General features: G+C 71.5%; 24 protein-coding genes. 12 read left to right on the top strand and 12 right to left on the bottom strand.

From position 1 onward, the window contains the following. Nucleotides 1–39: 39 nt before the first annotated feature. Together VMI11_15115 and VMI11_15110 are read left to right on the top strand one after the other, a co-directional pair. Entirely contained in the window at nucleotides 40–1,284 is a 1,245-nt protein-coding gene (locus VMI11_15115; protein HTY73727.1) for an FAD-dependent oxidoreductase, read from the top strand. Further along, entirely contained in the window at nucleotides 1,281–1,634 is a 354-nt protein-coding gene (locus tag VMI11_15110) for a cupin domain-containing protein (protein HTY73726.1), read from the top strand. The genes VMI11_15115 and VMI11_15110 overlap by 4 nt, the downstream gene beginning before the upstream one ends. 128 nt (nucleotides 1,635–1,762) lie before the next feature. Here VMI11_15110 and VMI11_15105 read toward each other — a convergent pair whose 3' ends face one another. Together VMI11_15105 and VMI11_15100 are read right to left on the bottom strand one after the other, a co-directional pair. Further along, nucleotides 1,763–3,850, bottom strand: a complete 2,088-nt coding sequence (locus VMI11_15105; GenBank protein HTY73725.1) for an acetate--CoA ligase family protein — start codon at nucleotides 3,848–3,850, stop codon at nucleotides 1,763–1,765. Beyond that, nucleotides 3,826–5,472, bottom strand: a complete 1,647-nt coding sequence (locus VMI11_15100) for an NAD(P)/FAD-dependent oxidoreductase (protein ID HTY73724.1) — start codon at nucleotides 5,470–5,472, stop codon at nucleotides 3,826–3,828. The genes VMI11_15105 and VMI11_15100 overlap by 25 nt, the downstream gene beginning before the upstream one ends. Before the next feature lie 83 nt (nucleotides 5,473–5,555). Between VMI11_15100 and VMI11_15095 the strand changes: the two genes are divergently transcribed. Continuing rightward, nucleotides 5,556–6,218 carry a TetR/AcrR family transcriptional regulator gene (locus VMI11_15095; GenBank protein ID HTY73723.1) on the top strand — a complete coding sequence of 221 codons (663 nt, stop codon included), beginning with the start codon at nucleotides 5,556–5,558 and terminating at the stop codon, nucleotides 6,216–6,218. Here VMI11_15095 and VMI11_15090 read toward each other — a convergent pair. Together VMI11_15090 and VMI11_15085 are read right to left on the bottom strand one after the other, a co-directional pair. After that, on the bottom strand, nucleotides 6,201–7,343 hold the full coding sequence (locus tag VMI11_15090) for an ABC transporter ATP-binding protein (protein HTY73722.1): 1,143 nt from the start codon (nucleotides 7,341–7,343) through the stop codon (nucleotides 6,201–6,203). The genes VMI11_15095 and VMI11_15090 overlap by 18 nt on opposite strands. 4 nt (nucleotides 7,344–7,347) lie before the next feature. Further along, on the bottom strand, nucleotides 7,348–8,727 hold the full coding sequence (locus tag VMI11_15085) for an aspartate aminotransferase family protein (protein ID HTY73721.1): 1,380 nt from the start codon (nucleotides 8,725–8,727) through the stop codon (nucleotides 7,348–7,350). Between the two features lie 161 nt (nucleotides 8,728–8,888). On the opposite strand from VMI11_15085, the gene VMI11_15080 reads away from it, so the two are divergent. The 4 genes from VMI11_15080 to VMI11_15065 are packed head-to-tail and all read left to right on the top strand — an operon-like array spanning nucleotide 8,889 to nucleotide 13,319. Beyond that, nucleotides 8,889–10,220 carry a spermidine/putrescine ABC transporter substrate-binding protein gene (locus VMI11_15080; GenBank protein HTY73720.1) on the top strand — a complete coding sequence of 444 codons (1,332 nt, stop codon included), beginning with the start codon at nucleotides 8,889–8,891 and terminating at the stop codon, nucleotides 10,218–10,220. Next, complete coding sequence (locus tag VMI11_15075) at nucleotides 10,217–11,173, top strand: ABC transporter permease (GenBank protein HTY73719.1); 957 nt, start codon at nucleotides 10,217–10,219, stop codon at nucleotides 11,171–11,173. The genes VMI11_15080 and VMI11_15075 overlap by 4 nt, the downstream gene beginning before the upstream one ends. After that, complete coding sequence (locus VMI11_15070; protein ID HTY73718.1) at nucleotides 11,170–12,099, top strand: ABC transporter permease subunit; 930 nt, start codon at nucleotides 11,170–11,172, stop codon at nucleotides 12,097–12,099. Before VMI11_15075 ends, VMI11_15070 begins: the two co-directional genes overlap by 4 nt. Before the next feature lie 59 nt (nucleotides 12,100–12,158). Further along, nucleotides 12,159–13,319 (top strand): aromatic ring-hydroxylating dioxygenase subunit alpha, encoded by a 1,161-nt coding sequence (locus VMI11_15065; protein ID HTY73717.1) that lies wholly within the window; start codon nucleotides 12,159–12,161, stop codon nucleotides 13,317–13,319. 104 nt (nucleotides 13,320–13,423) lie between these two features. Here VMI11_15065 and VMI11_15060 read toward each other — a convergent pair whose 3' ends face one another. From VMI11_15060 to VMI11_15050, 3 genes are read right to left on the bottom strand one after another with little or no spacing between them, the layout of a single operon-like run. Continuing rightward, entirely contained in the window at nucleotides 13,424–14,824 is a 1,401-nt protein-coding gene (locus tag VMI11_15060; GenBank protein ID HTY73716.1) for a class II fumarate hydratase, read from the bottom strand. A gap of 43 nt (nucleotides 14,825–14,867) precedes the next feature. Next, on the bottom strand, nucleotides 14,868–16,544 hold the full coding sequence (locus VMI11_15055; GenBank protein HTY73715.1) for a fumarate hydratase: 1,677 nt from the start codon (nucleotides 16,542–16,544) through the stop codon (nucleotides 14,868–14,870). 19 nt (nucleotides 16,545–16,563) lie between these two features. Beyond that, on the bottom strand, nucleotides 16,564–17,517 hold the full coding sequence (locus tag VMI11_15050) for a carbohydrate kinase (GenBank protein HTY73714.1): 954 nt from the start codon (nucleotides 17,515–17,517) through the stop codon (nucleotides 16,564–16,566). 91 nt (nucleotides 17,518–17,608) lie between these two features. On the opposite strand from VMI11_15050, the gene VMI11_15045 reads away from it, so the two are divergent. After that, nucleotides 17,609–18,163, top strand: a complete 555-nt coding sequence (locus VMI11_15045) for a DUF4245 domain-containing protein (protein HTY73713.1) — start codon at nucleotides 17,609–17,611, stop codon at nucleotides 18,161–18,163. Here VMI11_15045 and VMI11_15040 read toward each other — a convergent pair. Next, nucleotides 18,145–18,387: an exodeoxyribonuclease VII small subunit gene (locus VMI11_15040; GenBank protein HTY73712.1), complete on the bottom strand. Its 243-nt coding sequence runs from the start codon at nucleotides 18,385–18,387 to the stop codon at nucleotides 18,145–18,147. The genes VMI11_15045 and VMI11_15040 overlap by 19 nt on opposite strands. Before the next feature lie 10 nt (nucleotides 18,388–18,397). Further along, the gene (gene xseA, locus VMI11_15035) at nucleotides 18,398–19,603 is read right to left on the bottom strand and encodes an exodeoxyribonuclease VII large subunit (protein HTY73711.1); all 1,206 of its coding nucleotides are present in this window, start codon (nucleotides 19,601–19,603) and stop codon (nucleotides 18,398–18,400) included. A 30-nt stretch (nucleotides 19,604–19,633) separates the two neighbouring features. Between xseA and VMI11_15030 the strand changes: the two genes are divergently transcribed. Further along, nucleotides 19,634–20,644, top strand: coding sequence for a 4-hydroxy-3-methylbut-2-enyl diphosphate reductase (locus VMI11_15030; protein HTY73710.1), 1,011 nt, complete (start codon nucleotides 19,634–19,636; stop codon nucleotides 20,642–20,644). Between the two features lie 5 nt (nucleotides 20,645–20,649). Here the strand turns inward: VMI11_15030 and VMI11_15025 are convergent, their stop codons facing one another. Further along, nucleotides 20,650–21,261, bottom strand: a complete 612-nt coding sequence (locus tag VMI11_15025) for a DUF6542 domain-containing protein (protein HTY73709.1) — start codon at nucleotides 21,259–21,261, stop codon at nucleotides 20,650–20,652. Beyond that, nucleotides 21,258–22,721 (bottom strand): DNA recombination protein RmuC, encoded by a 1,464-nt coding sequence (gene rmuC / locus VMI11_15020; GenBank protein ID HTY73708.1) that lies wholly within the window; start codon nucleotides 22,719–22,721, stop codon nucleotides 21,258–21,260. Before rmuC ends, VMI11_15025 begins: the two co-directional genes overlap by 4 nt. Nucleotides 22,722–22,810: 89 nt before the next feature. On the opposite strand from rmuC, the gene ychF reads away from it, so the two are divergent. The 3 genes from ychF (at nucleotide 22,811) to VMI11_15005 (ending at nucleotide 25,568) form a co-directional block, all read left to right on the top strand. Then, complete coding sequence (gene ychF, locus VMI11_15015; GenBank protein HTY73707.1) at nucleotides 22,811–23,884, top strand: redox-regulated ATPase YchF; 1,074 nt, start codon at nucleotides 22,811–22,813, stop codon at nucleotides 23,882–23,884. 55 nt (nucleotides 23,885–23,939) lie between these two features. Continuing rightward, a complete protein-coding gene (locus VMI11_15010) occupies nucleotides 23,940–24,353 on the top strand; it encodes a VOC family protein (protein ID HTY73706.1) in 414 nt (137 codons plus the stop codon). A 147-nt stretch (nucleotides 24,354–24,500) separates the two neighbouring features. After that, nucleotides 24,501–25,568 (top strand): MBL fold metallo-hydrolase, encoded by a 1,068-nt coding sequence (locus VMI11_15005; GenBank protein HTY73705.1) that lies wholly within the window; start codon nucleotides 24,501–24,503, stop codon nucleotides 25,566–25,568. On the opposite strand, the gene VMI11_15000 is transcribed toward VMI11_15005, so the two are convergent. Next, on the bottom strand, nucleotides 25,556–26,044 hold a 489-nt coding region (locus tag VMI11_15000), incomplete at its 5' end, for a rhodanese-like domain-containing protein (GenBank protein ID HTY73704.1). The genes VMI11_15005 and VMI11_15000 overlap by 13 nt on opposite strands.

Below are 26,044 nucleotides of genomic sequence, written 5' to 3'. Positions count from 1 at the left end.
CCTTGACTGACTGTTCAGTCTATGCCAGCGTCGGCATCCATGGACACGCTCAGCGGCACGGGTACTGCGGACGTGGTCGTCGTCGGCGGGGGAACGGTCGGCGCGTGGTGCGCCTGGTTCCTTCGCCGGGCCGGCGCCGGCCGGGTGGTGCTGCTGGAGGCGGGACGCCTCGGGCAGGGGGCGAGCAGCCGGGCGGCCGGCATGGTCCGAGCGCAGGGCGGCACGGAGGCGGCGGTCCGCCTGGGCATCTTCACCCGTGACTTCTACCGATCCCAGCACGCCGAGCTGGGTATCGACTCCGGCCTGGTGGAGCAGGGCTACTTCATGCCGGCCTACACCGCCGAGGAGGTCCGCGTCGGGCGTTCCAGGGTGGCGATGCAGCAGCGCCTCGGCCTCGAGGTCGAGTGGATGGAGCCGGAGGAGGTGGAGCGGCGCAACCCCACGCTCGCCCACGGCGTGCAGCTCGGGGCGTCCTTCTGCGCGAGCGACGGCTACCTCGATCCGCCCACGAACGTCCGGTGCTACACGGCGGCGCTGTTCATCGCCGGGGTCGACGTGCGGGAGCGAACCGCCTTCACCGGCCTTCGGGTCGCCTCCGGCCGCGTTGTCGGGGTCGACACCTCGGCCGGCCCGATCGACACCCCTCGCGTGGTGCTGACCGGTGGGCCCTCGCTCGGCGCCGTGGGCGCGCTCGCGGGGATGCGGGTCCCCGCGGCGGGCGTACGGCACCAGGTGGTGGTCACCGAGCCGCACCCCGAGCTCGCCCCAGAGCGGGTGCCCATGATGTTCGACGTCACCTACGGCATCTACTGGCGCCCCGAGGAGGGCGGGCTGCTGTGGGGGATGAGCAACCCCGACGAGGCACCAGGGGAGGCGCGCAGCTTCGACTGGGACTACTACGCGCGGATGAGGGAGCGGCTCATCGTCGCCGTCCCCCTGACCGCGAGTCTCGGCATCCGCAAGGTGTGGGCCGCCACGATCGAGTACACGCCCGACCACCTGCCGATCATCGGGCCGGGGCTTCGCGCCGACGGCCCGGTCGAGGGCAGCGTGGTCGCCTGCGCCGGCGGGCACGGGATGATGTGGGGTCCCGGCGTGTCGCGCGCCGCCGCCGACCTCGTGCTCACCGGCTCGACCGACGTCGTGGACGCCGGTGAGCTCGGCCTCGACCGATTCGACGAGACCGGCAAGAGCCGCCTCGCTCCCGACCCGATCGCCCTGCCCTATCCCGACCGCCTGCCCGATCCCGACCGCCTGCCCGATCCCGAGAGGACGCCAGCATGACGACGCCGACCACTCCCTACCTCGCCGACGCCGCAGGGCGTACCGACCTGGAGGACTGGGGGCCCCTGGAGGAGGCGACCGCCGAGCCCATGCAGACCGCTGGCCTGCAGCTGTGGGCCGACGAGGCCACCGGTCAGTCGGCCGGCATCTGGGAGTGCACCGCCGGGCCGTCCCGGTGGCTGCTGGAGACCCACGAGTTCATCCAGCTCGTCGCGGGCTCGATGACGGTCACCCCCGACGGTGGCGAGCCGCTGAAGGTCGGGACCGGCGACTGCGCGTTCTTCCCCAAGGGCTGGAGCGGCATCTGGGACATCCACGAGACCCTGCGCAAGGTCTACGTCATCTTCTGACCCGGCCGTCTTCTGACCCGGCCGTCTTCTGACCCGCCCCCCGTTTCTTTGGAATGAACGCGGCGTTGTTGCGCACCTATTGGAACAACGTCGCGTTCATTCCAAACAGGGGAGGGGCTAGCTAGCGCTCACTGAGGGACGACGAGGACGTCGACGGCGACGGCGCCGGTCGGGCCGGCGATGAGGGGGTTGACGTCGAGGGCGACGATCAGGTCGCCGAGCTCGACGGCGAGCTGGGAGAGGCCCCGCACGCACGCCACGACGCTGCTCAGGTCGGCCGGGGCCGCCCCGCGCAGGCCGTCCAGCAGCGGGCGTGCGGTCAGCCGGTCCAGCAGGCGCAGCGCCCCGTCCTCGTCGAGTGGCGGCAGGCCCACGGCCCGGTCGGCGAGCAGCTCCACGAGGACCCCACCGGCCGCCACCACCACGAGGGGGCCGAGCAGCGGGTCCCGCACGAGTCCCAGCGCCAGCTCGACCCCCGCCGGCGCCGTCGCCGCCACCAGGACGCGGGGCCCGAGGCGCTCGGCCAGGTCGTCGTACGCCCGCCCGAGCGCGGCCTCCTCCGCGAGCCCCAGCACCACCCCGCCGACGTCGGACTTGTGCGCCACGCCTGGCTCGTCGGTCTTCAGCACGACCGGCCAGCCCAGCCCTGCGGCAGCGCGTACCGCCTCCTCTCGCGACGCGGCGGTCGCGACACCCACCGTGGGGATCCCGTAGTCGCGCAGCAGCGCGAAGCAGTCGAGCGAGCCCATCGGCCCGCCCAGCCGGGCGCGCCACCGCTCCTGTCGGGCTGCGTCGACGGAGACCAGGGGCGTCGTGCGAGCGGTCTGGAGGCTGTGTTGGAGCAAGTGGCGTACGGCCCGCAGGCCGCTGCGCGTCCCCTCGAGCACGGGGACGCCCGCCGAGCGGAGGCGGGCCGCCGCCGCCTGGTCGAGGGCGCTGGTCACGTTCGACAGGACCGCCACGGGCTTGTCGGTCGCGGCGGCGGCCTCCAGCACCGCGAGCGGATAGGACTCGTCGCCGTCGTACTCCTCGACGAGGTCCACCGCGAGCGCGACGACGCCGACAGCCGGGTCGTCGGCGACGGCGCGCAGACAGCCCGCGAACAGCGGCAACGTGTCGGCACCGGTACCCCAGACGTCCAGGGGGTTGGTGGCGACCAGACCGGGCTCGAGGAGCGCATCGAGCCGCGAGACGGTCTGCTCGCCGAGGGCGGCGAAGGCGACGCCTTCCTCGTCGGCGATGTCGGCCACGAGGGTGCGCTCGGCGCCCGAGTCGTGCACCGTGGCCAGCCCGGGCGAGGTGGCGCGCCGGCCGACCGCGAGCAGCTCGAGGGTGTCGGTCATCTCGTCGAGGTCGCGCACGCGCAGCAGACCATGGGCGTCGACCAGCGCCTCCCAGGCGGCGTCGGCCCCGGCCACCGCTCCTGAGTGGGCGGCGACCATCCCGCGACCCACCTCGGAGCCGCCGACGGTGAGCAGGACGACGGCGACACCCTGCCGGGCGGCGCGGTCCAGCGCAGCACGGAGCCGATCGGCAGAGCGCAGGGTCTCCATGAGCAGAGCGACGACACGCGTGGCCGGGTCGTCCAGTGCGGCTTCCACGTAGTCGGCCGTCGTGGTCACCAGCTCCTGGCCGGAGGAGACGGCGAGGGTGTAGCCGAGGCGCCGGTGGGTTCTCAGCAGGGCGGAGAAGGCCGAGCCCGAGTGCGTCACCAGCGCGATGGGCCCCGCAGGCAGCGGCTCGCGCTCGAGGTAGCCCATCGCGCGCAGTCCCTCGGACACGTTCGCGAAGCCCATGCACCCGCCGCCGCACAGCGCCATGTCCGCGGCTCGCGCGATCTCCGCGAGCCGGGCGCCGAGCCGCGGTCGCTCCGGTGACGGCGGTTCGTACGCCGTCCCGAAGACGACCGCACCGCGCGCGCCCCGAGCCGCCGCCCGCGCCAGCTCCGTCTCCAGCGCCGAGTCGGGGACCCCGAGCAGCACCAGGTCGACCGGGTCCTCGATCGCGTCGAGGGAGGGCACGCACGGCGCGCCGAGGACCTCGGTGTGGCGCGGGTTGACCAGGAAGAGCTCCGGCGTCGACGGCGAGCGCCGCACCTCGGTCACCAGGCGGTGGCCGAAGCTCCCCTCGCGCGGGCTCGCACCGACGACGGCGACGGAGCGGGCCGAGAGCATGGCCCGTACGGACGAGCTCACCCGCGGCGGCGCGCCAGCCACGCCGAGGGGGTCCGTGCGGCGCGCTTGCGGTCGGAGATCGCCGCTCGCGCGGCCTGCATGCCGGGGATGCCGCAGACACCGCCACCGGCGTGCGTGGCCGAACTCGCGTAGTACAGGCCCGCGATCGGCGTCCGGTAGTCGGCGAAGCCCGGGGCGGGGCGCATGTGGAACAGCTGCTCCAGCGAGAGCTCGCCGTGGAAGATGTTGCCGCCGACGAGGCCGTACTCGTGCTCCATCTCATGCGGTCCGACGACGTCGCGATGCAGGATCGAGGACTTGAAGTTCGGCGCTACCTCGTCGTAGAGGTCGATGACGCGGTCGGCGTACTGCTCGAGCTCCTCGGTGTGCGGCTCCTCGTTCCAGTCGCTCGGTACCCACTGGGTGAACAGCGACATGATGTGGGTGCCGTCAGGGTTCAGCGTCTTGTCGAGCGTCGTCGGGATGACCCCGTCGCTGAACGGGCGCACGGCCGGGCGACCCTCCCGCGCGTCCTGGAACGCGCGCTCGATGAACTCCATGGTCGGGGCCATGTCGACCGAACCGGTGTGGTGCTCGGCCAGCTCGGTGCCGGGGTCCGCGGTGAAGTCCGGCAGCTCCGCCAGCGCGAGGTTGATCTTCACCACACCGCTGCGCGACCGCCAGTGCTCGATGTCGCGGACGAAGTCACCGGGCAGGTCGGCCGGCGACAGATGCTGCAGGAACGCCGTCTTGGGGTGCAGGCTCGTGACCACGATCGGGGCCGACAGCTCCGTGCCGTCGGAGAGCACCACGCCCGTGGCCCGCCCGTCGCGGACGAGGACTTGCTCCACGCCGGCGTGCGTGCGGACCTCCGCGCCGAACTCCTCGGCGGAGCGCCGGATGGCTGCCGACACCCCGCCCATCCCGCCCTCGGGGTAGCCCCAGCTGCCCAGCTGCCCGTCCCCGACGTCGCCGATCGAGTGGTGGGCCATGACGTAGGCCGTCCCGGGCTCGTAGGGGCCGGCCCACGTCCCGATGACGCCGTTGACCGCGAGGGCGCCTTTGACCTGGGGGGACTCGAAGAAGTCGTCGAGCAGGTCCGCGATGCTCATGGCCATCAGCCGAGTGACGTCGGCGACGGTTCGTACGTCGAGTCCGCGGTTGCGCCAGGCCAGGCGAAGCGTGTCCTTGAGGTCCCCCGGTCTCTTGGACCCGATGGCGGGCGGGACGGTCATGAGCAGCGGGCCCAGGACGTCGGCGAGTCCGGCCAGCCACGCGTTCCAGTCGGCCATCGCGTCCGCGTCCGCCTTCGACCAGCGAGCGATCGACTCGTAGGTCCGCTTCGGGTCGTCCTCGTAGATCGTCAGGGAGCCGCCCTCGGGGAAGGCCTGGTAGTACGGGCCCATGGGGTGCACGCGGTAGCCGTGCCGTTCGAGGTTCAGGTCCTGCAGGATCGTGGGCGGCATCAGGCTCATGACGTAGGAGAGCCGGGTGACACGAAGGTGTGGGGCCTCGGGCCAGGGGGACTCCGTGGTGGCCGCACCGCCGGTGCTCGGGCGGCGCTCCAGCACCACCGTGCGCGCGCCGGCTCGTGCGAGATAGGCCGCGGCGACCAGACCGTTGTGGCCGCCCCCGACGACGATGGCGTCGTAGCTGGATCCCATGGGCTCTCCTTGATTGACTGACTGTTCAGTCTAGAACCTGCTATCGTTGTGGGACAAGGTTTCTGGAGCCGTCAGGGGTGTGGATGACCACGGAGCAAGCGACCACGACGGTGCCAGACCTGCGGCGTGACCAGATGCTCAGAGCGGCAGCCGAGCTGATCGCGGAGCGCGGGTTCAGCGAGACGCGCATCGCCGATGTCGCGCGTCGCTCCGGCGCCAGCCCCGCGCTTGTCATCTACTACTTCGGCACCAAGGACCAGCTCCTGACCGAGGCGCTGCGCTATTCGGAGGACATCTTCTACCAGTCGGTTGCCGGCCAGCTCGAGCGACTCGATACCGCCCGCGAACGGCTGGAGCTCCTCGTCCGGCTGACCTGCGTGCCCGAGGGCGACGGCGAGATCCCTGGCGCGTGGGGGCTCTGGTTCGACCTGTGGGCCCAGGCCTTGCGGCACCCCGAGATCGCCAAGGACCGCATCGCACTCGACCAGCGCTGGCGGGACACGGTCGACGACGTGGTGCGTTCGGGTCAGGCTGTCGGGGAGATTCCCAAGGACGCTGACGTCGAGACGTTCACGCTGACCTTCGCCGCCCTGCTCGACGGGCTGTCCATCCAGGTGGCGCTGCTCGACCCGGACGTCGACCCGGAGCGCGCCTTCGCGCTGGCGATGGGCTACGTCGCGGCCGCCCTGGGTGTGGACTGGGCGCTCCCCGTCCGGCGCCGCCGTCCCTCACGCACCCGGCGCTGAACCCTCCTCCACCTGCTCCTCCGCCTGTTCCTCGTCTGCCGGGGCGTCATGGAGCAGGCGGGCGGCGTCCGGCGCGAAGGAGAGGCTGACCTCGGAGCCCTCCGGGTACCAGGTGGAGGCAGGGCCGACGAGGTTGGGCACTGACACGGTCAGCACCTGGCCGTCGTTGAGGGCGACGACGACATGGGTGGCAGGCCCCAGGTAGACCACCCGGTCGATGCGGCCGCGGAAGAGGTTGTAGCCCTCAGGGGCGTTGTCCTCCGCGGCGAGCAGGGTGATGCGCTCCGGACGTACGACGACCTTCGCCGGGCCGTGCCGGACTTCTCCGACACAGCGGAGTCGGTGGGGACCGAGGGAGCAGGCGACCACGTCGCCGTCGGAGTCGAGGACGTGGACGTCCAGCACGTTGGCGGAGCCCAGGAAGCCCGCGACGTACGCCGTCTCGGGCGCCGAGTACACCTGCTCGGGGGGCCCGACCTGCTCCACCCGGCCGTCGTTCATGACGGCGAGCCGGTCCGACATCGTGAGCGCCTCTTCCTGGTCGTGGGTCACATAGATGAACGTGATCCCCACGGACTGCTGGAGGTCCTTGAGCTCGACCTGCAGGTCCTTGCGCAGCTTGGCGTCGAGCGCTCCGAGCGGCTCGTCGAGGAGCAGCACGGACGGGTTGAGCACGAGTGCCCTGGCGAGCGCCACGCGCTGCTGCTGGCCGCCCGACAGCTGCGCCGGGCGGCGGCGCGCGTACGCGTTCATGCGGACCCGCTCGAGCGCCTCGCCGATGCGGCGCTTCGCCTGCTCCTTGGAGACCGACTGGTAGCGCAGACCGAAGGCGATGTTGTCCCAGACGTCGAGGAAGGGGAACAGCGCGTAGGACTGGAAGACCGTGTTGACCGGGCGTCGGTGCGGAGGAACGTCGACCAGGTCGTTGCCGTCGAGGAGGATCTGGCCGCTCGTGGGCTGCTCGAACCCAGCCACCATGCGCAGTGTCGTCGTCTTGCCGCACCCGGAGGGGCCGAGCAGGGAGAAGAACTCACCCGCGTCGATGTCGAGGTCGATGCCGCGGACGGCCGGGACCTCGCCGTAGTTCTTCGTCAGCGCGCGTAGCTGGATCGCGCCGCCCCCCACCTGCTCAGCCCCTCACGAGGGAGGCGAGGCGAGAGACGTTGCCGAGGAAGCGGTCGACGTCGGCCTCGGTGTGCTGGACGCTGACGAGCCACTGCTCGACCTTCCCCCAGGGGGGCATGAAGACTCCTCCGTTGTGCTGGACGAGCCAGTGAAGGTAACCCAGCCGGTCGTCGATCTCCAAGAAGTCCCGGTAGTTGCGTACGGCGGCGCCCCGGAAGGTGATGCAGCCCTTCGCACCGACGGCCACGACAGGCCACGAGAAGCCGCTGTCCTCCAGCGTCTGCGTGATGCCCCCGACCAGCCGCGTGCGCAGCACGTCCAGGTGCGCGTACGCCCGCGGGGTCAGCGCCTCCAGCAACGTGGCGCGGGCCGCTGCCATGGACAGCGGGTTGCCATTGAAGGTCCCCACCTGCTCGTACGTGCCGTCGGCGATCGCCTCCATCACCTCGGCGACCCCGCCGATCGCCGCCACGGGCAGCCCGCCGCCCAACGCCTTCGCGAGGCAGACCAGGTCGGGCGTGACGCCGTACAGCGCGGTGGCCCCGCCGGGGCCGACGGTCAGGCCGGTCTTGACCTCGTCGAAGGCGAGCAACGCGCCGTGGGCGTGCAGGAGGTCGCGAGCCCCCTCGAGGTAGCCGGGATCCGGGGGGATGATGCCGGCGTTCATCATGACCGGCTCCATGATCATGCCGGCGACCTGTCCGGGGTGCTCGTCCAGCGCGCGGGCCACCGCGCCGAGGTCGTTGAAGCCGACCACGACGACCAGGTCGCGGATGGCTTTCGGGATGCCGCTGCTGCCGGCGACCCCGACCGGGTGGTCGGCGGGACCCACGTCCTCGGCGTCGGGCAGGACCGAAACCTCCACCGAGTCGTGGTGGCCGTGGTAGGCACCCTCCACCTTGATGATGTAGTCGCGCCCGGTCACCGCCCGCATGAGGTGGACCGCGTCCATCGTCGTCTCGGTGCCGGAGTTCGAGAAGCGCCAGAGGGGGAGGCCGAAGCGCCGGGCCAGCTCCTCGGCGACCACGATCGCGTCCTCGGTCGGCTGGGCGAAGTGCGTCCCCCGCGTGACCCGCTCCTGAACGGCGCGCACGATCGCCGGGTGGGCGTGACCGACCAGCGAGACGCCGTACCCGCCGTGCATGTCGACGTACTCGGTCCCATCGACGTCGAAGACGTGGCCGGCGAGCCCGTGGCTGAGCCAAACGGCCTGTGGCGAGGCGATCTGCCAGTTCGACGTCGCCCCGCCGGCGAGGGAGCAGCGGGCTCGTGCGACGAGCGCCGCGGACACCGGCTGGCGCCGCAGGAACACCTCCTCCTCGGCGGCGATCAGCTCGTCGAGTCGCGCCGTCATCGGGTCGGTCACCACGGTTGCCAGGCTCATGCCTGCCCCATTCCCTCTGCGGTCTCAACAACCCTTCAGGTAGCCGCGCGTAGGGTGTCCGACTTGTGACGTCCCCAGGGGCTTCCAAGGGTTGACTGAGCGTTCAGTCTATGTAAGCGTCGTGGTGCCAGGCAAGGCACTCCTCACTACTGGGAGGCTGAGTGGTCGGACCTCGAGAGGACGGCGACCGGGTCGTGCGCAGGGCGCCGATCCGCCGGCGATCCTTCCTTCGTGGCCTCGCGCTGGGGGCCGTCGTGGGCCCGGGTCTGGTCGAGACGCTCGCCGCCTGCGGCTCGCAGACGCCGGGCGGCGTTCCGCTGTCGAGCAGCACGCCGGTCGGCTCGGGCAGTGCGGCGCGGTCCTCGGGGCCCGCCGGCGGGCTGCAGATCGCCACTCCGGACAACCCGGTCACCTGGCCGATCTACGACGACAACCCGATCATCGGCAACAGCCTCACGCCCGAGAAGAACGCCACGCTGCGGCTGTACAACTACGAGGACTACATCGACCCGAACGCCATCAAGTCCTTCCAGAAGAAGTACGCGAAGTACAACGTCAAGGTGCAGGTGTCGACGTTCAACGACACCGACGAGGCGCTGCTGAAGATCCGTGACGGCAAGGTGCCGTACGACATCTACTTCCCGAGCTACGACCAGATCTCGAAGATGGTCACCGCTCGGCTCATCCGCCCGTTGAACCACTCCTACATCCCGAACATCTCCAACGTCTGGCCCGAGTTCACCAACCCCTGGTACGACCAGAACTGGCAGTACACGGTCCCGTACACCGTCTACACGACGGGGATCGGCTGGCGGACCGACAAGGCGACCGTCGACCCGAGCAAGCAGCAGAACCCCTATGACGTGTTCTGGAACCCGAAGTCCTCCAACGTCGCCGTCATCGACGACTGGCACACGTGCATGGCCCTACCCCTGCTGCGTGAGGGACGCGGCGCGGACATCAACTCCACGGACCCCGCCGTCATCAAGGACGTGCAGGACGGGCTGCTGTCGATGCAGGCCGCGACGCATCCCAAGGTCACCATCACCATGTACAACGACCTGCCGGCGGGCGAGCTCAGCCTCTGCCAGATGTGGTCGGGTGACGTGGTCAACGCGGTGTCGTACCTGCCGAAGGGCACCCCGCCGACGGTCCTCGGCTACTGGTTCCCGCCGGACGGCAAGGGCTCGGTGGACAACGACCTCATGGTCATCCTCAAGGGCGGGAAGAACCCGGTGCTCGCCCACCTGTTCCTCAACCACATGCTCGACACCAAGACCGCCCTCGGGAACTTCGCCTTCATCGGCTACCAGCCGCCGCAGAACGCGTTGGACGTGAACAGGCTGGTGAGCGGTGGCTACGTCCCCGCGAACCTGTCGGCGGCCGTGGTCAAGCGCCCGTACTTCACCGAGGGGTACCGCCTCCTCGAGCTCCCCCCCGCGGCCGACGCCGCATGGCACCAGGTCTGGACCCGGTTCAAGGCCGGAGCGTGAGCACGGTCGCCACGACCGAGCCGCCACCAACGGCACCGGTCTCCCCACCGCCCGCGGGCCGCGCGGTCCGACTGGCGCACTGGGCGCGCCGCAACTGGCTGTGGATCCTGCTGGCTTCGCCGGGGATACTCTGGCTGGCCAGCCTGTTCCTGGTGCCGATGTACGTCGTGTTCACGATCGTCTTCGGCCAGATCGACCCGATCTTCCGAACACCGCTCCCGGTCTGGAACCCGATCGAGTGGAACACGGTCGAGTTCAACTACGTCTTCACGCACATCTTCGGGTCCGACGGCTACTTCGGGCCGGCCCTGCTGCGGACCGCGGTATACGTGCTGACCGCCAGTGTGATGTGCCTGTTCGTCGCCTACCCGGTCGCCTACTACACCGCGCGCTACGCCGGTCGCCGGCGCGGGTGGCTGCTCGCGGCGCTCATCGCACCCTTCTGGATCAGCTACATGATGCGGATGCTGGCGTGGGTCAACCTGTTGCAGAACGACGGCCTCGTCAACAAGGTCCTGCACACCAACGTCGACTGGCTGGACGGCAAGCCCTACGTCGTCGTGCTCGGGCTGGTCTACGGCTACGTGCCGTACATGATCCTTCCGCTGTACGCCGGACTCGACCGCTTCTCCCCGAACGTGCTCGAGGCGGCGCGCGACCTCGGCGCGGGGCGGCTCGAGACCTTCCGTCGGGTGACGCTGCGGCTGAGCATGCCGGCCATCATCGCCTCGGTGCTGCTGACCTGCCTGCCGATGCTCGGTGACTACTACACGGCGGACCTGCTCTCGGCGTCACCCAGCACCTCGATGGTCGGCAACCTGATCAACAACTCGGTGCTCACCCCGGGACAGACGGGGCAGGGCGGTGCGTTCGTGCTCATCGTCCTCGCGGTCTCGCTGATCCCGATGCTGCTGTACGTGCGCAGCGCGCGCGACGAGGGCGTGGCGTCATGACCGTCGCCCTGGAACGGCCGAGCGTCGAGGTCACCTCGCGGGCGCAGCGTCGGCGCGGGCTGTGGGGCTGGTGGGAGAGCCCCTGGCGCCAGCCCGTCTTCCTGCAGCTGCTGACCTTCGGCTACCTCGCCTGGTCGTTGCTGCCGGTGCTGGTGGCCATCTTGTTCTCGTTCAACGCGGGCAAGTCGCGCACCGTGTGGCAGGGCTTCTCGTTCCGCTGGTACTGGGGCGATCCGGTCCGCTCGGTGTGGCACGACGGGAGCCTGCACACCGCGCTCGTGCACACCCTCGTTCTCGGGGTCGTGACGACCGCGATCACGGTGCCGCTGGGAGTCGCCTTCGCGCTCGGCGTCGACCGGTGGCACGGGCGGCTGCCCTCCGGGGCGAACTTCGCGATGCTGCTGTCGTTCGTGATCCCGGAGACGCTGCTCGCGGTCGCCCTGCTCTTCCTGGTGACCCAGGTCACGACACCGCTGCACCTCGGCACGACGGCTCAGGTGGTCGGCCTCACGACGTTCCAGCTCTCCTATCCGGTGGTCATCGTCCGAGCGAGGCTCATCACGATCGGCAAGCAGTACGAGGAGGCCGCGATCGACCTCGGCGCCTCGCCGACCGGCTCGATCCGCCGGGTCCTGCTGCCGATGCTCATGCCGGCCATCTTCGTCAGCGCTGTCCTCGTCTTCGCCGACGTGGTGGACGACTTCGTCATCGTCCGCTACCTGTCCTCCGACGCGTCGACCGAGCCAGTGTCGGTCAAGATCTACAACACCGCACGGGCGGCTCCCACGCCCGCGCTGAACGCGCTCGCCACCCTGGTGCTCCTCGCGTCACTCCTGGCGGTCACGCTAGGGTTCGTGTTCTTCAAGTGGCTCTCGCGGGGCGAGAAGAGCGACTCCGGCGTGCAGGACTTCGCCTCCGGTCTCTGAGCGAATCTCCTCGCGTCGACCTGGTGACGAACAGGGTCGGGACGGCGTACCCTGACTGTGTGTTCAGTCAGCAACTGCGCGGGACACCCGCCCCCCTTGACCTCTCCGCCGTCGCGGAATCCGCGCTGCCGCACGGGCAGAGCCGGATGCTGCCGCGGGCGGCGTACGTCGACCCCGACGTCCTCGCCTGGGAGCAGGCGAACTTCTTCTCGGGCTGGACCTGCCTGGGCCGGGCGGACGACCTCGCCGATCCCGGCGCCCAGCGGGCGTACGCCGCGGGGAGCGAGGGAGTCCTGGTCACCCGCGCCGAGGACGGGCGGTTGCGCGGCTTCGCCAACGTCTGCCGCCATCGGGCCCACGAGCTGCTGCCGTGCGGTGCCTCGGTGACCAAGCGCGCAGTCGTCTGTCCCTACCACGCGTGGACGTACCGGCTGGACGGCTCCCTGCGGGGTGCGCCCGGTTTCCGCGACGTCGAGGGCTTCGACACCGAGGGCCTCGGCCTGGTCGAGCTCCCGGTCGTCGACTGGCACGGGTGGGTGTTCGTGGACTCCTCCGCGGTGGCGGGGTCGTTCGAGGACCACGTGGGCTCCCTCGAGGAGATCGTGGCGCCCTACCACCCGGAGCACCTGCGGGTCGCGTCGTCCCACTCCTACGAGGTCGCGGCGAACTGGAAGGTCATCGTCGAGAACTACCAGGAGTGCTACCACTGCTCGAACATCCACCCGGAGCTGTGCCGGGTCAGCCCGCCGGAGAGCGGCGAGAACATCACCGGCCCGGGGGACTGGGTCGGTGGCTGGATGGACCTGCGCGAGGGCGCGGCCACGATGTCCTTCGACGGCGAGAGCCGCGGTACGACGATCACCGGGCTGAGCCCCCAGGAGCAGCGCACGGTGATGTACGTGGTGGTCTTCCCGAACATCCTGGTCAGCCTGCACCCCGACTACGTGATGACCCACGTGCTGCGCCCGATCACCGTGGACCGCACGTTCGTCGAGTGCTCGTGGCTGTTCCCGCAGGAGTCGCTCGCGAAGCCCGACTTCGACGCCTCCTATGCCGTCGACTTCTGGGACCTGACCAACCGGCAGGACTGGGCCGCCTGCGAGTCCGTCCAGCGCGGGCTGTCCTCCGAGCACTCGATCCCCGGCCCGCTGGCCCCCGACGAGGACGGGGTCTACCACTTCGTCAGCCGGGTCGCCGAGGGCTACCTCGCCCGCTCCTGACGCGCCCCCGTCCGCTCGCCCTGGGGGGGGGGGTGGGGGGCCTCGCTCGCTCCCCTTCCGAATGAACGCGGCGTTCTCTCGGACCTATTGGAGGAACGCCGCGTTCATTCGGAAGAGGGGTGGGTCATCGAGAGGACGTCGAGGGCGGCGGCGAGCTCGGCCTCGGTGAGACGGCCGGAGAGGATGTGGCCGCGCTCGACCACGACGTCAGCCACGGGTCGGCCCTCGCGCTGCGCCTGCTTGGCCACGGCGGCCGCCTCCTCGTAGCCGAGGTAGCGGGTCAACGCGGTCGCCACCGCCGGCGAGGCCTCCGCGTACGCGCGCATGCGCTCGGCGTCCACCTCCAGGCCGGTCAGCGCCTTGCCCGCCAGGAGGCGGCAGGCGGCGGCGAGCAGCCGGATGGACTCCAGGAGGTTACGGGCCATCACCGGCATCATCACGTTGAGCTCGAAGAGCCCCGAGGCACCCGCCCAGGCCAGCGTCGCGTCGTTCCCGACGACCTGCGCGCAGACCTGCAGCACCGCCTCGGGCACCACCGGGTTCACCTTGCCCGGCATGATCGACGACCCGGGCTGCAGGTCGGGCAGCCGGATCTCCGCGAGGCCGGTCATGGGGCCCGAGTTCATCAGCCGGAGGTCGTTGCAGATCTTGGTCAACGACACCGCGACGACCCGCAGCTGGCCGGACGTCTCGACGAGGGAGTCCCGTGCGGACTGCGCCTCGACGTGGTCGCGCGCCTCGGTGAACGGCACCCCGGTCGCTTCGACGAGCTCGGCCACGACGGCGGCGGCGAAGCCGGCCGTGGCGTTGACGCCCGTCCCGACCGCGGTGCCCCCGAGCGGGAGGGCGGCCAGGCGGGGCAGCGCCGTGCGTACGCGCTCGGCCCCCAGCTCCACCTGCGTCGCCCATCCGCCCACCTCCTGCCCGAAGGTGATCGGCGTGGCGTCCATGAGGTGCGTTCGTCCCGCCTTCACGGTCTCGGCGTGCCGCCCCGCCAGGACGCGGAGGGTGGCCGCGAGCTCCTCCATCGAGGGCAGGAGGTCGGCCACGAGGCCGGTGGCCGCCGCGACGTGCACCGCGGTGGGGAAGGTGTCGTTGCTGCTCTGCCCGGCGTTGACGACGTCGTTGGGGTGGACGTCATGGCCGAGCGCCTCGCTCGCCAGGGTGGCCACGACCTCGTTGACGTTCATGTTCGTCGAGGTGCCCGAGCCGGTCTGGAAGACGTCGACCGGGAACTGCTCGTCGTAGGCCCCGGATGCGACGTCCAGCGCGGCGGCGCGTACCGCCTGCGCCGTCGGCGCGTCGATGACACCCAGCTGCGCGTTCACCCGGGCCGCGGCCGCCTTGATCCGGGCCAGCGCGTGCACGACCTCAGGTGCGACCGGCTCCCCGCTGACCGGGAAGTTGGCTACCGCCCGCTGGGTCTGCGCGCGCCACTTCGCCGTCGCCGGGACGAGGACCTCTCCGAGGGTGTCGTGCTCGATGCGGAATCCCTGCTCGGCCACGCGATGACGGTACGTCCGATGCCGCCCGACGCGCCGGAACGGCTCAGCTCTCGGGGGGGCCGACGGGGATCCGCGTGACCAGCGGGGTCGACGTCCCGAGCGGGTCGGAGAAGAAGTCGTTGCCCTTGTCGTCGACGACGACGAACGCCGGGAAGTCCTCGACCTCGATCTTCCAGACCGCCTCCATGCCGAGCTCGGGGTACTCCAGGACCTCGACCGACTTGATGCAGTCCTGCGCCAGCCGGGCGGCAGGCCCGCCGATCGAGCCGAGGTAGAAGCCCCCGTTCTCCTGGCACGCCTTGGTCACCGCGGGCGACCGGTTCCCCTTGGCCAGCATGACGAAGGAGCCACCGGCCTTCTGGAAGGCATCCACATAGGAGTCCATCCGTCCGGCGGTCGTCGGCCCGAAGGATCCGGAGGCATAGCCCGCCGGGGTCTTCGCCGGCCCGGCGTAGTACACGCACATGTCGCGCAGGTAGGCCGGCATTCCCTCGCCCGCATCGAGGCGTTCCTTGATCTTGGCGTGCGCGATGTCGCGGGCGACGACCATCGGTCCGGAGAGCGACAGGCGGGTGCGCACGGGCAGCTGCGACAGCTGTGCCCGGATCGCGTCCATCGGCTGGTGCAGGTCGATGTGCACGACGTCGTCGGACAGGTGCTCGTCGGTGGTCTCTGGCAGGAAGTGGGCCGGCTCGTGCTCGAGCTGCTCGAGGAAGACGCCCTCCTCGGTGATGCGGGCGAGCGCCTGGCGGTCCGCGGAGCAAGACACCGCGATCGCGATCGGGACCGAAGCGCCGTGCCGGGGCAGACGCACTACCCGTACGTCATGACAGAAGTACTTGCCCCCGAACTGCGCGCCGATGCCGAGCCGCTGGGTGATCCCCAGGACCTCCGCCTCCATCTCCTGGTCGCGGAAGCCGTGCCCCGTCTCCGACCCGGCCTTGGGCAGCGTGTCCAGCCAGCGGGCGCTGGCGTACTTCGCGGTCTTGAGCGCGAACTCGGCCGACGTGCCGCCGACGACGATCGCGAGGTGGTACGGCGGGCACGCGGCGGTGCCCAGGGCGCGGATCCGCTCCTCCAGGAAGGCCGCCATCGCCTTCGGGTTCAGCACTGCCCGCGTCTCCTGGAAGAGGAAGCTCTTGTTCGCCGAGCCGCCGCCCTTGGCCATGAAGAGGAACTCATACGTCGTCTCGTGGCCCGGCTTGGTGTCCGCATAGATCTCGATCTGGGCCGGCAGGTTCGTGCCCGTGTTGCGCTCCTCCCACATCGACAGCGGTGCCATCTGCGAGTAGCGAAGGTTCAGCTTCTGGAACGCGTCGTAGACGCCACGGCTGATCGCCTCCTCGTCCGGTCCCTCGGTCAGGACGCGCTGGCCGCGCTTGCCGACGACGATCGCGGTCCCGGTGTCCTGGCACATCGGCAGGACACCGCCGGCCGCGATGTTCGCGGTCTTCAGCAGGTCGAGCGCGACGAACCGGTCGTTCGGGCTCGCCTCGGGGTCGTCGAGGATGCGCCGCAGCTGTGCGAGATGGCCCGGGCGAAGGAGGTGTGAGATGTCGTGGATCGCCTCGTAGGTCAGCAGCCGCAGCGCCTCGGGGCTCACCTCGAGGAAGGACCGGCCGCCGGCCTCGACGCGACGCACGCCGTCCGTCGTGAGGAGCCGGTACGGCGTCTCGTCGCCTGAGGTGGGCAGCAGGTCGGTGTAGGCGAACTCGTGCATGTCGCCCAGCCTAGGTGGCTCAGCGGAACGCCGACCCGGGCCGATCCGCCCGCGCTGCTGCCCACGCCTCGAGCTCGTGGACCGTGGGTGGGTCGGAGCCGCGCCGCGAGCAGGTGTACGCCGACACGAGCGCCGCGCGTCGCAGCGGCGCCTCGAAGGTCTCGATCGAGGCGCCATACAGGGCCTCGCGGTTCTCCGGGCCCAGCAGATCGGCCAGCCGCAGCCCGTCGAGCAGCCCGGCCATGAACGCATCCCCCGCACCGACAGTGTCGACGACGGTCACGGGGACCGGGGCCAGCTCGAAGCTGCCGGAACGCGCTGTGACGAAAGCGCCCTCACGGCCCCGGGTCACCACGACCAGCGCGGGGCCGAGGTCGAGCCAGGAGCTCGCGACCTCCTCCAGCGGGGTGTCCGGCGCCAGCCAGGCCAGGTCCTCGTCGCTGGCCTTGACCACGTCGGCGAGGGCGACCAGCCGCTCCACGCGGGGCCGGGCGCTCTCCACCGCACCCATGAGCGCCGGACGCACGTTGGGGTCGTAGGACACGCTCGCGCGGCCTCGCGCCGCCTCGACCCAGCCGGGCACCTTCTTGCCCCCCGGAGGCAGCAGGGCGCCGATGGACCCCGTGTGCGCGTGGGTGCTGCCCGCCGGCAGCGGGCGTTCCGTCCCGGGAGCGTTCCAGCGCAGGTCGAAGACATAGGTCGCGGCCCCGGTCGGCCCGATCCGAGCCTCCGCGATCGACGTCGGGCGCGCGGACTCCAGCGGGACCGGCAGGTTCACGCCGTTGGCGTCGAAGTGGTCGCGCAACAGGTGCCCGTACGCGTCGTCCCCGATCTCGGTGAGCAGCCACACCGCGGAGCCGAGCCGGGCCAGGCCCACCGCGACGTTGGCGGGGCTGCCGCCGGGGTGGGCGCGGCGCTCACCGTCGGGCGTGACGACCACGTCGACCAGGGACTCCCCCAGCACGGTGAACACGGGGCGCAGCCTAGTGGCGCCGGGGGGTGGGCGGACCGCATGCGCCGAAGGTGAGCCACACTGGAACGCGTGCCCGACACGTGGTCAAGCGGTGGCTGAGCCGCACACCGAGCGCGCTCGCCGGCGCGGCTTCGAGACGGTCGGCGACATGCTGCGCTCGCTGGCTGTCGTCATGCTGGCGGTCCTCGTCATCGTCGTGCTGTCGCGCCATCCGCACACGCCGTCGGTCACCGTCGTCGACCCGACGCAGGCGAGGGTCGCCGCGCGGGCGGTCGGCGCCTTCACCCCGGAGGAACCGGTCGGGCTCGGGGCCGGCTGGCGGCTCACCAGCGCCCGCTTCGCCGAGGACGGTTCCATCGCTGCTCCGGTCTGGCATCTGGGCTGGGTCACGCCCGCCGGCGGCTACGCGGCGCTCGACCAGTCCGACGGACCGTCGGCCGCCTTCGTCGCCACCCTGCTCACCGAGCCGGTGCGCGCCGGCAACGGCTCGGGGCCCTTCGCGGGCTGGCAGCGCTGGACGGGTCAGGAGAAGGGCTGGCGGGCGTACGTGCGCGGCGCGGGGTCCACCACGCTGGTCGTCTATGGCTCGGCCTCCGATGTCGAGCTGGCCCACCTCGTAGGGAAGCTTCAGCCCGCGCTGGGTTGAGCCTCCCCGGTCGCCGCGCGCGCGGCGTCGAGGCGGGCGCGTGCGCCGTCCAGCCAGGTCTGGCACACCGCGGCGAGGTACTCCCCGCGCTCCCACAGCGCCAGCGACTCCTCGAGGCTCGCACCCCCGGCCTCGAGCCGGCGCACCACCTCGACGAGCTCGTCGCGGGCCTGCTCGTAGCTCGGCGTCTCGGGGGCGGCGAGGGAGTCGGTCGGCTCGGTCACAGCGCCGACCCTAGTCACGCCGTACGGTGAAGACGCCCGCCGCCACGTGTGCCCGCAGCAGCTCCCCGGTCTCGACCTCGGCGGGATCGCGGACCACCAGTCCGTCCGACCGCTGGAGGATCGCGTACCCCCGCGCCAGGGTGGACGCGGGCGACAGCGCGAGGAGCCGGGCGCGGGTGTGTCCCAGCTCGTCCCGGGCGCGGTCGAGGCGATGCCCGACGGCCCGGCGTACCCGTTCCCGCGTTTCCCCGATCTCGGCCGCTCGCGCGTCCAGCATCGTCTCCGGGCTGCGCAGGACCGGCCGGGCCCGCAGGCCGTCGAGCACGTGCTGCTCGCGCTGGAGCGATGACTCGAGCGCCCGCCGGGCGCGCTGGCGATGGCGGTCCAGGGCGGCCAGCTCCTCGCCGACGTCGGGGACCACGAGCCTTGCGGCATCGGTCGGTGTGGACGCTCGGGCGTCGGCGACCAGGTCCAGTAGGGGGGTGTCCTGCTCGTGGCCGATCGCGCTCACGACGGGCGTGCGGCAGGCCGCGACCGCCCGGAGCAGGTTCTCCTCGGAGAAGGGCAGCAGGTCCTCCACGCTGCCGCCACCCCGCGCGATGACGATGACGTCGACCTCGGGGTCCCGGTCGAGGCGGGCCAGGGCGGCGGTCACCTCCGGGACGGCGTACGGGCCCTGCACCGCCACGTTCTCGACGCGGATCGCCACGCCCGGCCAGCGACGCCGCGCGTTCTCGAGCACGTCCCGCTCGGCGGCGGACCCGCGGCCGCACACCACGCCGACCGTGCGCGGCAGGAAGGGCAGCGCGCGCTTGCGCTCGGCGGCGAACAGCCCCTCGGCGGCCAGTGTCGTCCGCAGCTGCTCGAGGCGGGCCAGCAGCGCGCCCAGGCCGACCGGCCTGATCTCGACGGCGGCGAGGGACAGCGTGCCGCGCCCGAGGTAGAAGTCCGGCTTGGCCCACACGACCACGCGCGCGCCGTCGGCCAGGGGCGGCACGACCTGGTCGAGGACCCTCGCCGGGCAGGTCACCGTGAGCGAGACGTCCGCGACGGGATCACGCAGGGTGAGGAAGCAGGTCGCGGCGCCGGGCCGGCGGCTGAGCTGGGCGACCTGGCCCTCGACCCAGACGCGCCCGAGTCGGCCGACCCAATCGCCGATGAGACGGGCGACGGTGCGGACCGGGATCGGCGCCTCCGCGGAGGTCTCGAGCGGCACGCGTCCTCCCGGCGTCCCTACCATGGTGAGGTGGACAGAGTCGGCGAAGCATCGTCAGGGTCAGCGTCGCAGCCTACGACCGCGCCGGCGCGCCGGGTGCTCCTCGCGTCGCCGCGTGGATACTGCGCCGGGGTGGACCGGGCTGTGCTCACCGTGGAGAAGGCGCTGGAGCTCTACGGGGCGCCGGTGTACGTGCGCAAGCAGATCGTCCACAACCGACACGTGGTCGCGACCCTGGAGCAGCAGGGCGCGATCTTCGTGGAGGAGACCGAGGAGGTCCCGGAGGGGGCCACCGTGGTCTTCTCTGCCCACGGCGTGGCGCCGACGGTGCACGAGGAGGCGGCCGCGCGGCACCTGCGGACCATCGACGCGACCTGCCCGCTCGTGACGAAGGTGCACCAGGAGGCCCGCCGCTTCGCTGACGACGGCTACCAGATCCTGCTCATCGGCCACGAGGGCCACGAGGAGGTCGTGGGGACCAGCGGGGAGGCGCCGGACCACATCACCCTGGTCGACGGCCCGGAGGCCGCGGAGACGGTCGAGGTGCACGACCCCAGCCGGGTGGCGTGGCTCTCGCAGACCACGCTGTCGGTCGACGAGACCAACCAGACCGTGGACGCGCTGCGCCGACGTCTTCCGTTGCTGATCGACCCACCCAGCGACGACATCTGCTACGCGACGCAGAACCGGCAGTCCGCGGTCAAGCGCATCGCCGCGCAGTGCGACGTCGTCCTGGTCGTCGGGTCGCGAAACTCCTCCAACTCGGTACGCCTGGTCGAGGTGGCCCTCGAGGCCGGGGCGGCTGCGGCGTACCTCGTCGACGATGCCTCCGAGGTCCGCGCGGAGTGGCTCGCCACGGCGTCGACGGTCGGGGTCACCAGCGGGGCCTCGGTCCCCGAGGTGCTCGTGGTGGAGCTGCTGGACCACCTGACGGCGTCGGGGTTCGACTCGGTCGAGGAAGTGCACGCGGTCGAGGAGAGCCTGCTGTTCGCGCTCCCGCCCGAGTTGCGGCGCGACCTGCGCGCTGCAGGCACCCGGTAGCGGGCTCAGCCCCGCCGCAACCCGCCCCGGCGGCGGACCCAGCGCACGGCGACGACGGCTGCCGCCGCCACGGTCCCGGCCCACAGCGTCGGTGCCCCCAGCGCCAGCGCGGAGATCACGTCGCCGGTGAGGTCGACGAGAGACCGGCTGTGCCCGGTGGGCGCGAGAAGCTGGTGGAAGCCGAGGATGAGCAGGAAGACCAGCGGCGGGACGACCACCGCCGCGAGGAAGTTGCGTGGGCGGACCCGCACCGCCGCATAGACCGAGGAGGCCACGAACAGCACCGAGAAGAAGGTGCCGAGTCCGTTGCCGATCGTCGTGTCCACCACGGCACCGAGCAGGGAGCCCGCGAAGACGACCACCGCGACGCCGGGCGCCGTCAGTCCGGAGTTACTGCCCCGCTGGACCCGGGGCTGGGACCGCGGGGGGCGGCTCGCCGGGTCCGGTCCCGTGACGTCGGCGGGAGCCGACTGAGCCGACGTGGGGTCCAGCGGGTCCGCCGGGAGGTCGACCGGAGCCACCGCGGGCGGGGGCGGGACATCCGCCACGGCCACCTCGAGCCTGGGCTGCTGATCGCTCGTGACGGGGAACTCGGCCCCGGCGCGGAAGGCGCTCATGCTCCGAGGGTACCGGCGCCGGGCATCGCAGCCGGGACGTCGACCCCGTAGCGGTCGTCGGTTTCGAGCTCGTCGATGCCGACCAGGCTCTGGCTGGCGGCCGCCACCAGCTCCGGCGCCTGAGGGGTCACCGCCCGAAGTTCGACCTGTCCGGGCTGCTCCAGGTCGGTCTCGACCACCTTGAGGTCGGAGAGCCGACGGGCGCTGACCAGGACGCGCGACTCGAGCGAGGAAACGGTCTTGTTGTAGGCGCTGACGGCGCCGTTGAGCTGGTTGCCGAGCTTCGCGACGTGCCCGCCGAGGACCGAGAGCCGGCCGTGCAGCTCCCGGCCGAGCTGGTAGACCTCGCGCGCGTTGCGAGCCACGCTCTCCTGGCGCCAGGCGTACCCCACGGTGCGAAGCAGCGCGACCAGCGTCTGCGGCGTCGCGATGACGACGCCTCTCTCGAAGGCGTGCTCCAGCAGGGTGGGGTCCTCCTCCAGAGCGGCGTTGAGGAAGACCTCCGCCGGCACGAACATGACCACGAACTCGGGGGAGGGGTCGAAGTGCTCCCAGTACGCCTTCGACCCCAGGGCGTCGATGTGCGCGCGCAGGTGCCGGGCGTGGGCCTTGAGCCGGTCGGCCCGCTGGCCCTCGTCGCGCGCCTCCATGGCCTCGAGGTAGCCGTTGAAGGCGACCTTGGAGTCGACGACGACGTGCTTGCCACCCGCCAGGTGGACGACGAGGTCGGGGCGGACGACGCCGTCGTCGGTGGCGACGCTCTCCTGCTCGACGAAGTCGCAGTGCTCGACCATCCCGGACGCCTCGACGACCCGTCGCAGCTGCAACTCCCCCCAGCGGCCCCGCACCTGCGGTGCCCGCAGGGCCGTCACCAGCTGAGCGGTCTCGGTGCGCAGCGCAGCCGAGGTCTCGTTCATCGTCGCGACCTGCCGACGCAGGTCGGCGTAGGCCTCGGTCCGTGCCTTCTCCACCTCTCCGAGCTGCTGCTCCACCTTGGAGAGGGACTCCTTGAGCGGGGCGACCAGGTGCTCGACAGCCTGCTTGCGCTGCTCGAGGTCGGCGCTCGCCTGCTCGCGGCCGGCCTTCAGCCGCTCCTCGGCGAACTCCGCCAGACGTTGCTGGCTGCGGTCGAGGGCCTCCTGCGACAGCGCGCGGAAGCGCTCGGCGAGGTCCGCCTGCGACTGCTGGAGATCCGCCAGCCGCTGGGCGCCCGCGACCCGCTCCGCGTCCAGCGTGGCCGTCACGGCGGCCAGCTCTCGCTCGGCCGTGCGCGCGCGCTCCTCGAGCCGGTCCCGGTCGGCGGCGAGGCGTTCCGATTCGCCTCGCAGGGCGTCGCGTTCGGCGAGCGCCCGTGCGGACTGGGCGGCGGCCGGCTCGCGGGTGGCACGGCCGAGCACGACCCCGACCCCCAGGCCGGCGCCGAGTCCCAGGAGCAGGAGAACCAGGGCCGTGACGTCCATGCCGACCACGATGTCATCAGGATCCGACAAGACCTCGCAGCCGCGCCCGAGGAGGGGCCTCGCCGCGGCGAAACCTAGACTCCCCGGTCGTGAGCCTGCAGATCGGGATCGTCGGCCTGCCCAACGTCGGCAAGTCCACGCTGTTCAACGCGCTGACGCGAAACGACGTACTGGCGGCCAACTACCCCTTCGCGACGATCGAGCCCAACGTCGGCGTGGTGCCCGTCCCCGATCCGAGGCTCGACCGGCTGGCGGAGCTGTTCTCCTCGGCGCGCGTGGTGCCGGCCACTGTCGAGTTCGTCGACATCGCCGGCATCGTCCGGGGGGCGAGCGAGGGGCAGGGTCTCGGGAACAAGTTCCTGGCCCACATCCGGGAGGCGGACGCCGTCTGCCAGGTGATCCGGGTCTTCGACGACCCGGACGTGGTCCACGTCGAGGGCAAGATCGACCCTGCTGACGACATCGAGACCATCAACACCGAGCTGATCCTGGCCGACCTGCAGACCCTCGACCGGGCACTGGTGCGCCTGGACAAGGAGGCGCGCAACAACAAGGAGCGCTCGGCCGTGCTCGCCGGGGCGCTCGAGGCCCGCGCGGTCCTGGACGACGGCCGGACCGTGTTCGCGGCGGGGCTCGACCCGCTGCCGGTGCGGGAGCTGAACCTGCTCACGGCCAAGCCGTTCCTGTACGTGTTCAACCTCGACGACGCCGAGCTCGGCGACGCCGAGCTGCGTGCCCAGCTGTCGGCCCTCGTCGAGCCGGCCGAGGCGATCTTCCTCGACGCACAGCTGGAGTCCGAGCTCGTCGAGCTCGACCACGACGACGCCGCCGAGCTACTGGCCGCGAGCGGCCAGGCCGAGCCGGGGCTCGCCCAGCTGGCTCGCGTGGGCTTCGAGACGCTGGGGCTGCAGACCTACCTCACCGCGGGCCCCAAGGAGGCGCGCGCCTGGACCATCCACAAGGGGGCCACGGCTCCCGAGGCGGCGGGGGTCATCCACACCGACTTCCAGCGCGGCTTCATCAAGGCCGAGGTGGTCTCCTACGACGACCTCGTCGACGCCGGCTCGATGGCCGAGGCCAGGGCCCGCGGCAGGGTTCGCATCGAGGGCAAGGACTACGTCATGGCCGACGGTGACGTCGTGGAGTTCAGATTCAACGTCTGAGCCACGGCGAAACCCGGGAACATTGGCGCTCGGAGGGCCCACCTACGATGCCTGCGTGGACGCTCGTATCACCTTCGTGACACTCGTCGTCCGCGACCTCATGGCAAGCCGCGGCTTCTACCTCGACGGCCTGGGCTGGACCGCTGAGCTGGACGTCCCGGGCGAGGTCGTCATGATCCGGACCGGTGACAAGCTCGTTCTCTCGCTGTGGCAGGAGGACGCCGCGGCGCTCGAGCTGGGACCTATCGCTCGCACCAAGGGTGCGCTGCCCTTCACCCTCGCGCACAACGTCGGATCGGCGGACGAGGTGGACGCCGTTCTCGCGTCGGCCAGCGCAGCCGGCGCGACCGTCATCGCGGACGCGGTGCTTCGGGACTGGGGCGGCTACAGCGGCTACTTCGCGGATCCCGACGGCTTCCGATGGGAGATCGCCTACAACCCGGGCCCGATCGGGCAGTCCGTCCTCTGACGCTCGTACGGAGCGTGATCCAGTCGAGGTCGGCTCCGGGGCGCCGCCCGTGGCGCGCGGTGCGGACACCAGACTGAGCACTATCGAGGGTCTCCGGGGCGGATCGGGTCCGGATTCCGGTCATCCTTTGGGCAGGGAGGTGAATCAGTGCGGGTGACGGGCCAGGCGCAGCGGGCGGCGTGGCTGGGTCGCGTGCTGCCGCCTGTCGAAGCGGTCCGCGCGGGGGTCTGGTCGCTCCCGGTCCCGATCCCGGACAGCCCGTTGCGGTACACGCTGTGCTACGTCCTCGACCTGCCCGGCGGTCTCGTCGTCGTGGACCCTGGCTGGGACACCGATCTCGGCTGGGGCACCCTCGTCGACGGGCTCGCGCTCGCCGGCGCCGGGATCGGCGACGTGTCGGGCGTCGTCCTCACCCACGTCCACCCTGACCACCACGGGCTCACGGCCAGGCTCCGCGATGCCTCGGATGCGTGGGTGGCGATGCATCCCGCTGAGCGCGATTCGCTTCCCTCGCGCGCCAGGGTCAGCGCGCGCGGCGTCGCGGCGGACGAGACGTGGCTGCGACGGTGCGGCGTACCCGCAGATGTCGCAGCCGAGCTGGTCCTGCGCCGGGAGCTGCTCGCCCGGTTCGCGGCCATGGCCCGGCCGGACCGGCTTCTCCACGACGGTGACTCCATCCCCGGCGACAAGGGTCGCTTCCGTGCGGTGTGGACCCCGGGGCACACCCCGGGCCATCTGTGCTTCCACGACACGGTGGAGGACCTGCTGCTGACCGGTGACCACGTGCTGCCGCGGATCAGCCCCAACATCGGGTTGCAGCCGCACGCCGAGGACCTGCCGCTGGCGGCGTACCTGGAGTCTCTGGCTCGGGTGACGGCGTACGACTCCGCCGAGGTCCTGCCCGCGCACGAGTACCGCTTCGTGGGGCTCGCCCAACGGGTCCACGCCCTGCATCGTCACCACGAGGAGCGGTGCGCGGAGGTCATCGCCGTCCTCTCCGAGGCTGGGACCGGCACGGTCTGGGACGTGACGCAGCATCTGTCGTGGTCGCGCGGCTGGGGCTCGGTGACCGGGTTCATGCGCCGGGCTGCCGTGGCGGAGACGGCGGCGCACCTGCACTACCTCGCCGAGCGCTCCGAGGTCGTCCTCGCCTCCGGGGAACCGGTCTGGTTGTGGTCGCTGCCGTCCGACGTGAACGAAGGTCAGTCGGTATAGGTCGCGCCCAGCGTCTGTCCGACCTCGGTCCTCGCCAACGGCACGCCGCTCGGCGCGGCGTTGGCGAACTCGTCGTCCACGTGGACCACGTCGACACCGATGCGTTCGAGGAGCGAGGCGGCGACCGCGGCACGAAAGCCGCTGCCGCAGTAGACCCACACCGGTCCGCGGCCCGTGCCGGCCCAGGTAGCGACCTCTCCCTGCCGGGCGACGAGCTCGTGCAGGGGGACGTGCTTGGCGCCGAGGACGTACCCGTCGGCGTGCTCCAGGTTCCGGCGCACGTCGAGGACGAGCGGTCGGGGCTCTCCGGCCATCGCCCGCGCCAGGTCCGGGTGGGTGCGTCGGGGGTACGACGTGATCGGGACCCCGTCGGACGCCCAGTCCGTGGGCGAGCCGACGGCGTAGGCAGCCGGACGGTCGATGCCGATCCGGACCAGCTCGCGCTGCATCTCGGCAACCTCGTCGACGTCGGCGCC

This window comes from Actinomycetes bacterium, from assembly GCA_035506535.1.
In the GTDB taxonomy this organism is placed as follows: domain Bacteria; phylum Actinomycetota; class Actinomycetes; order DATJPE01; family DATJPE01; genus DATJPE01.
The sequence above is the reverse complement of the archived record's forward strand: the minus strand, read 5'-3'. Positions and strand labels throughout refer to the sequence as shown.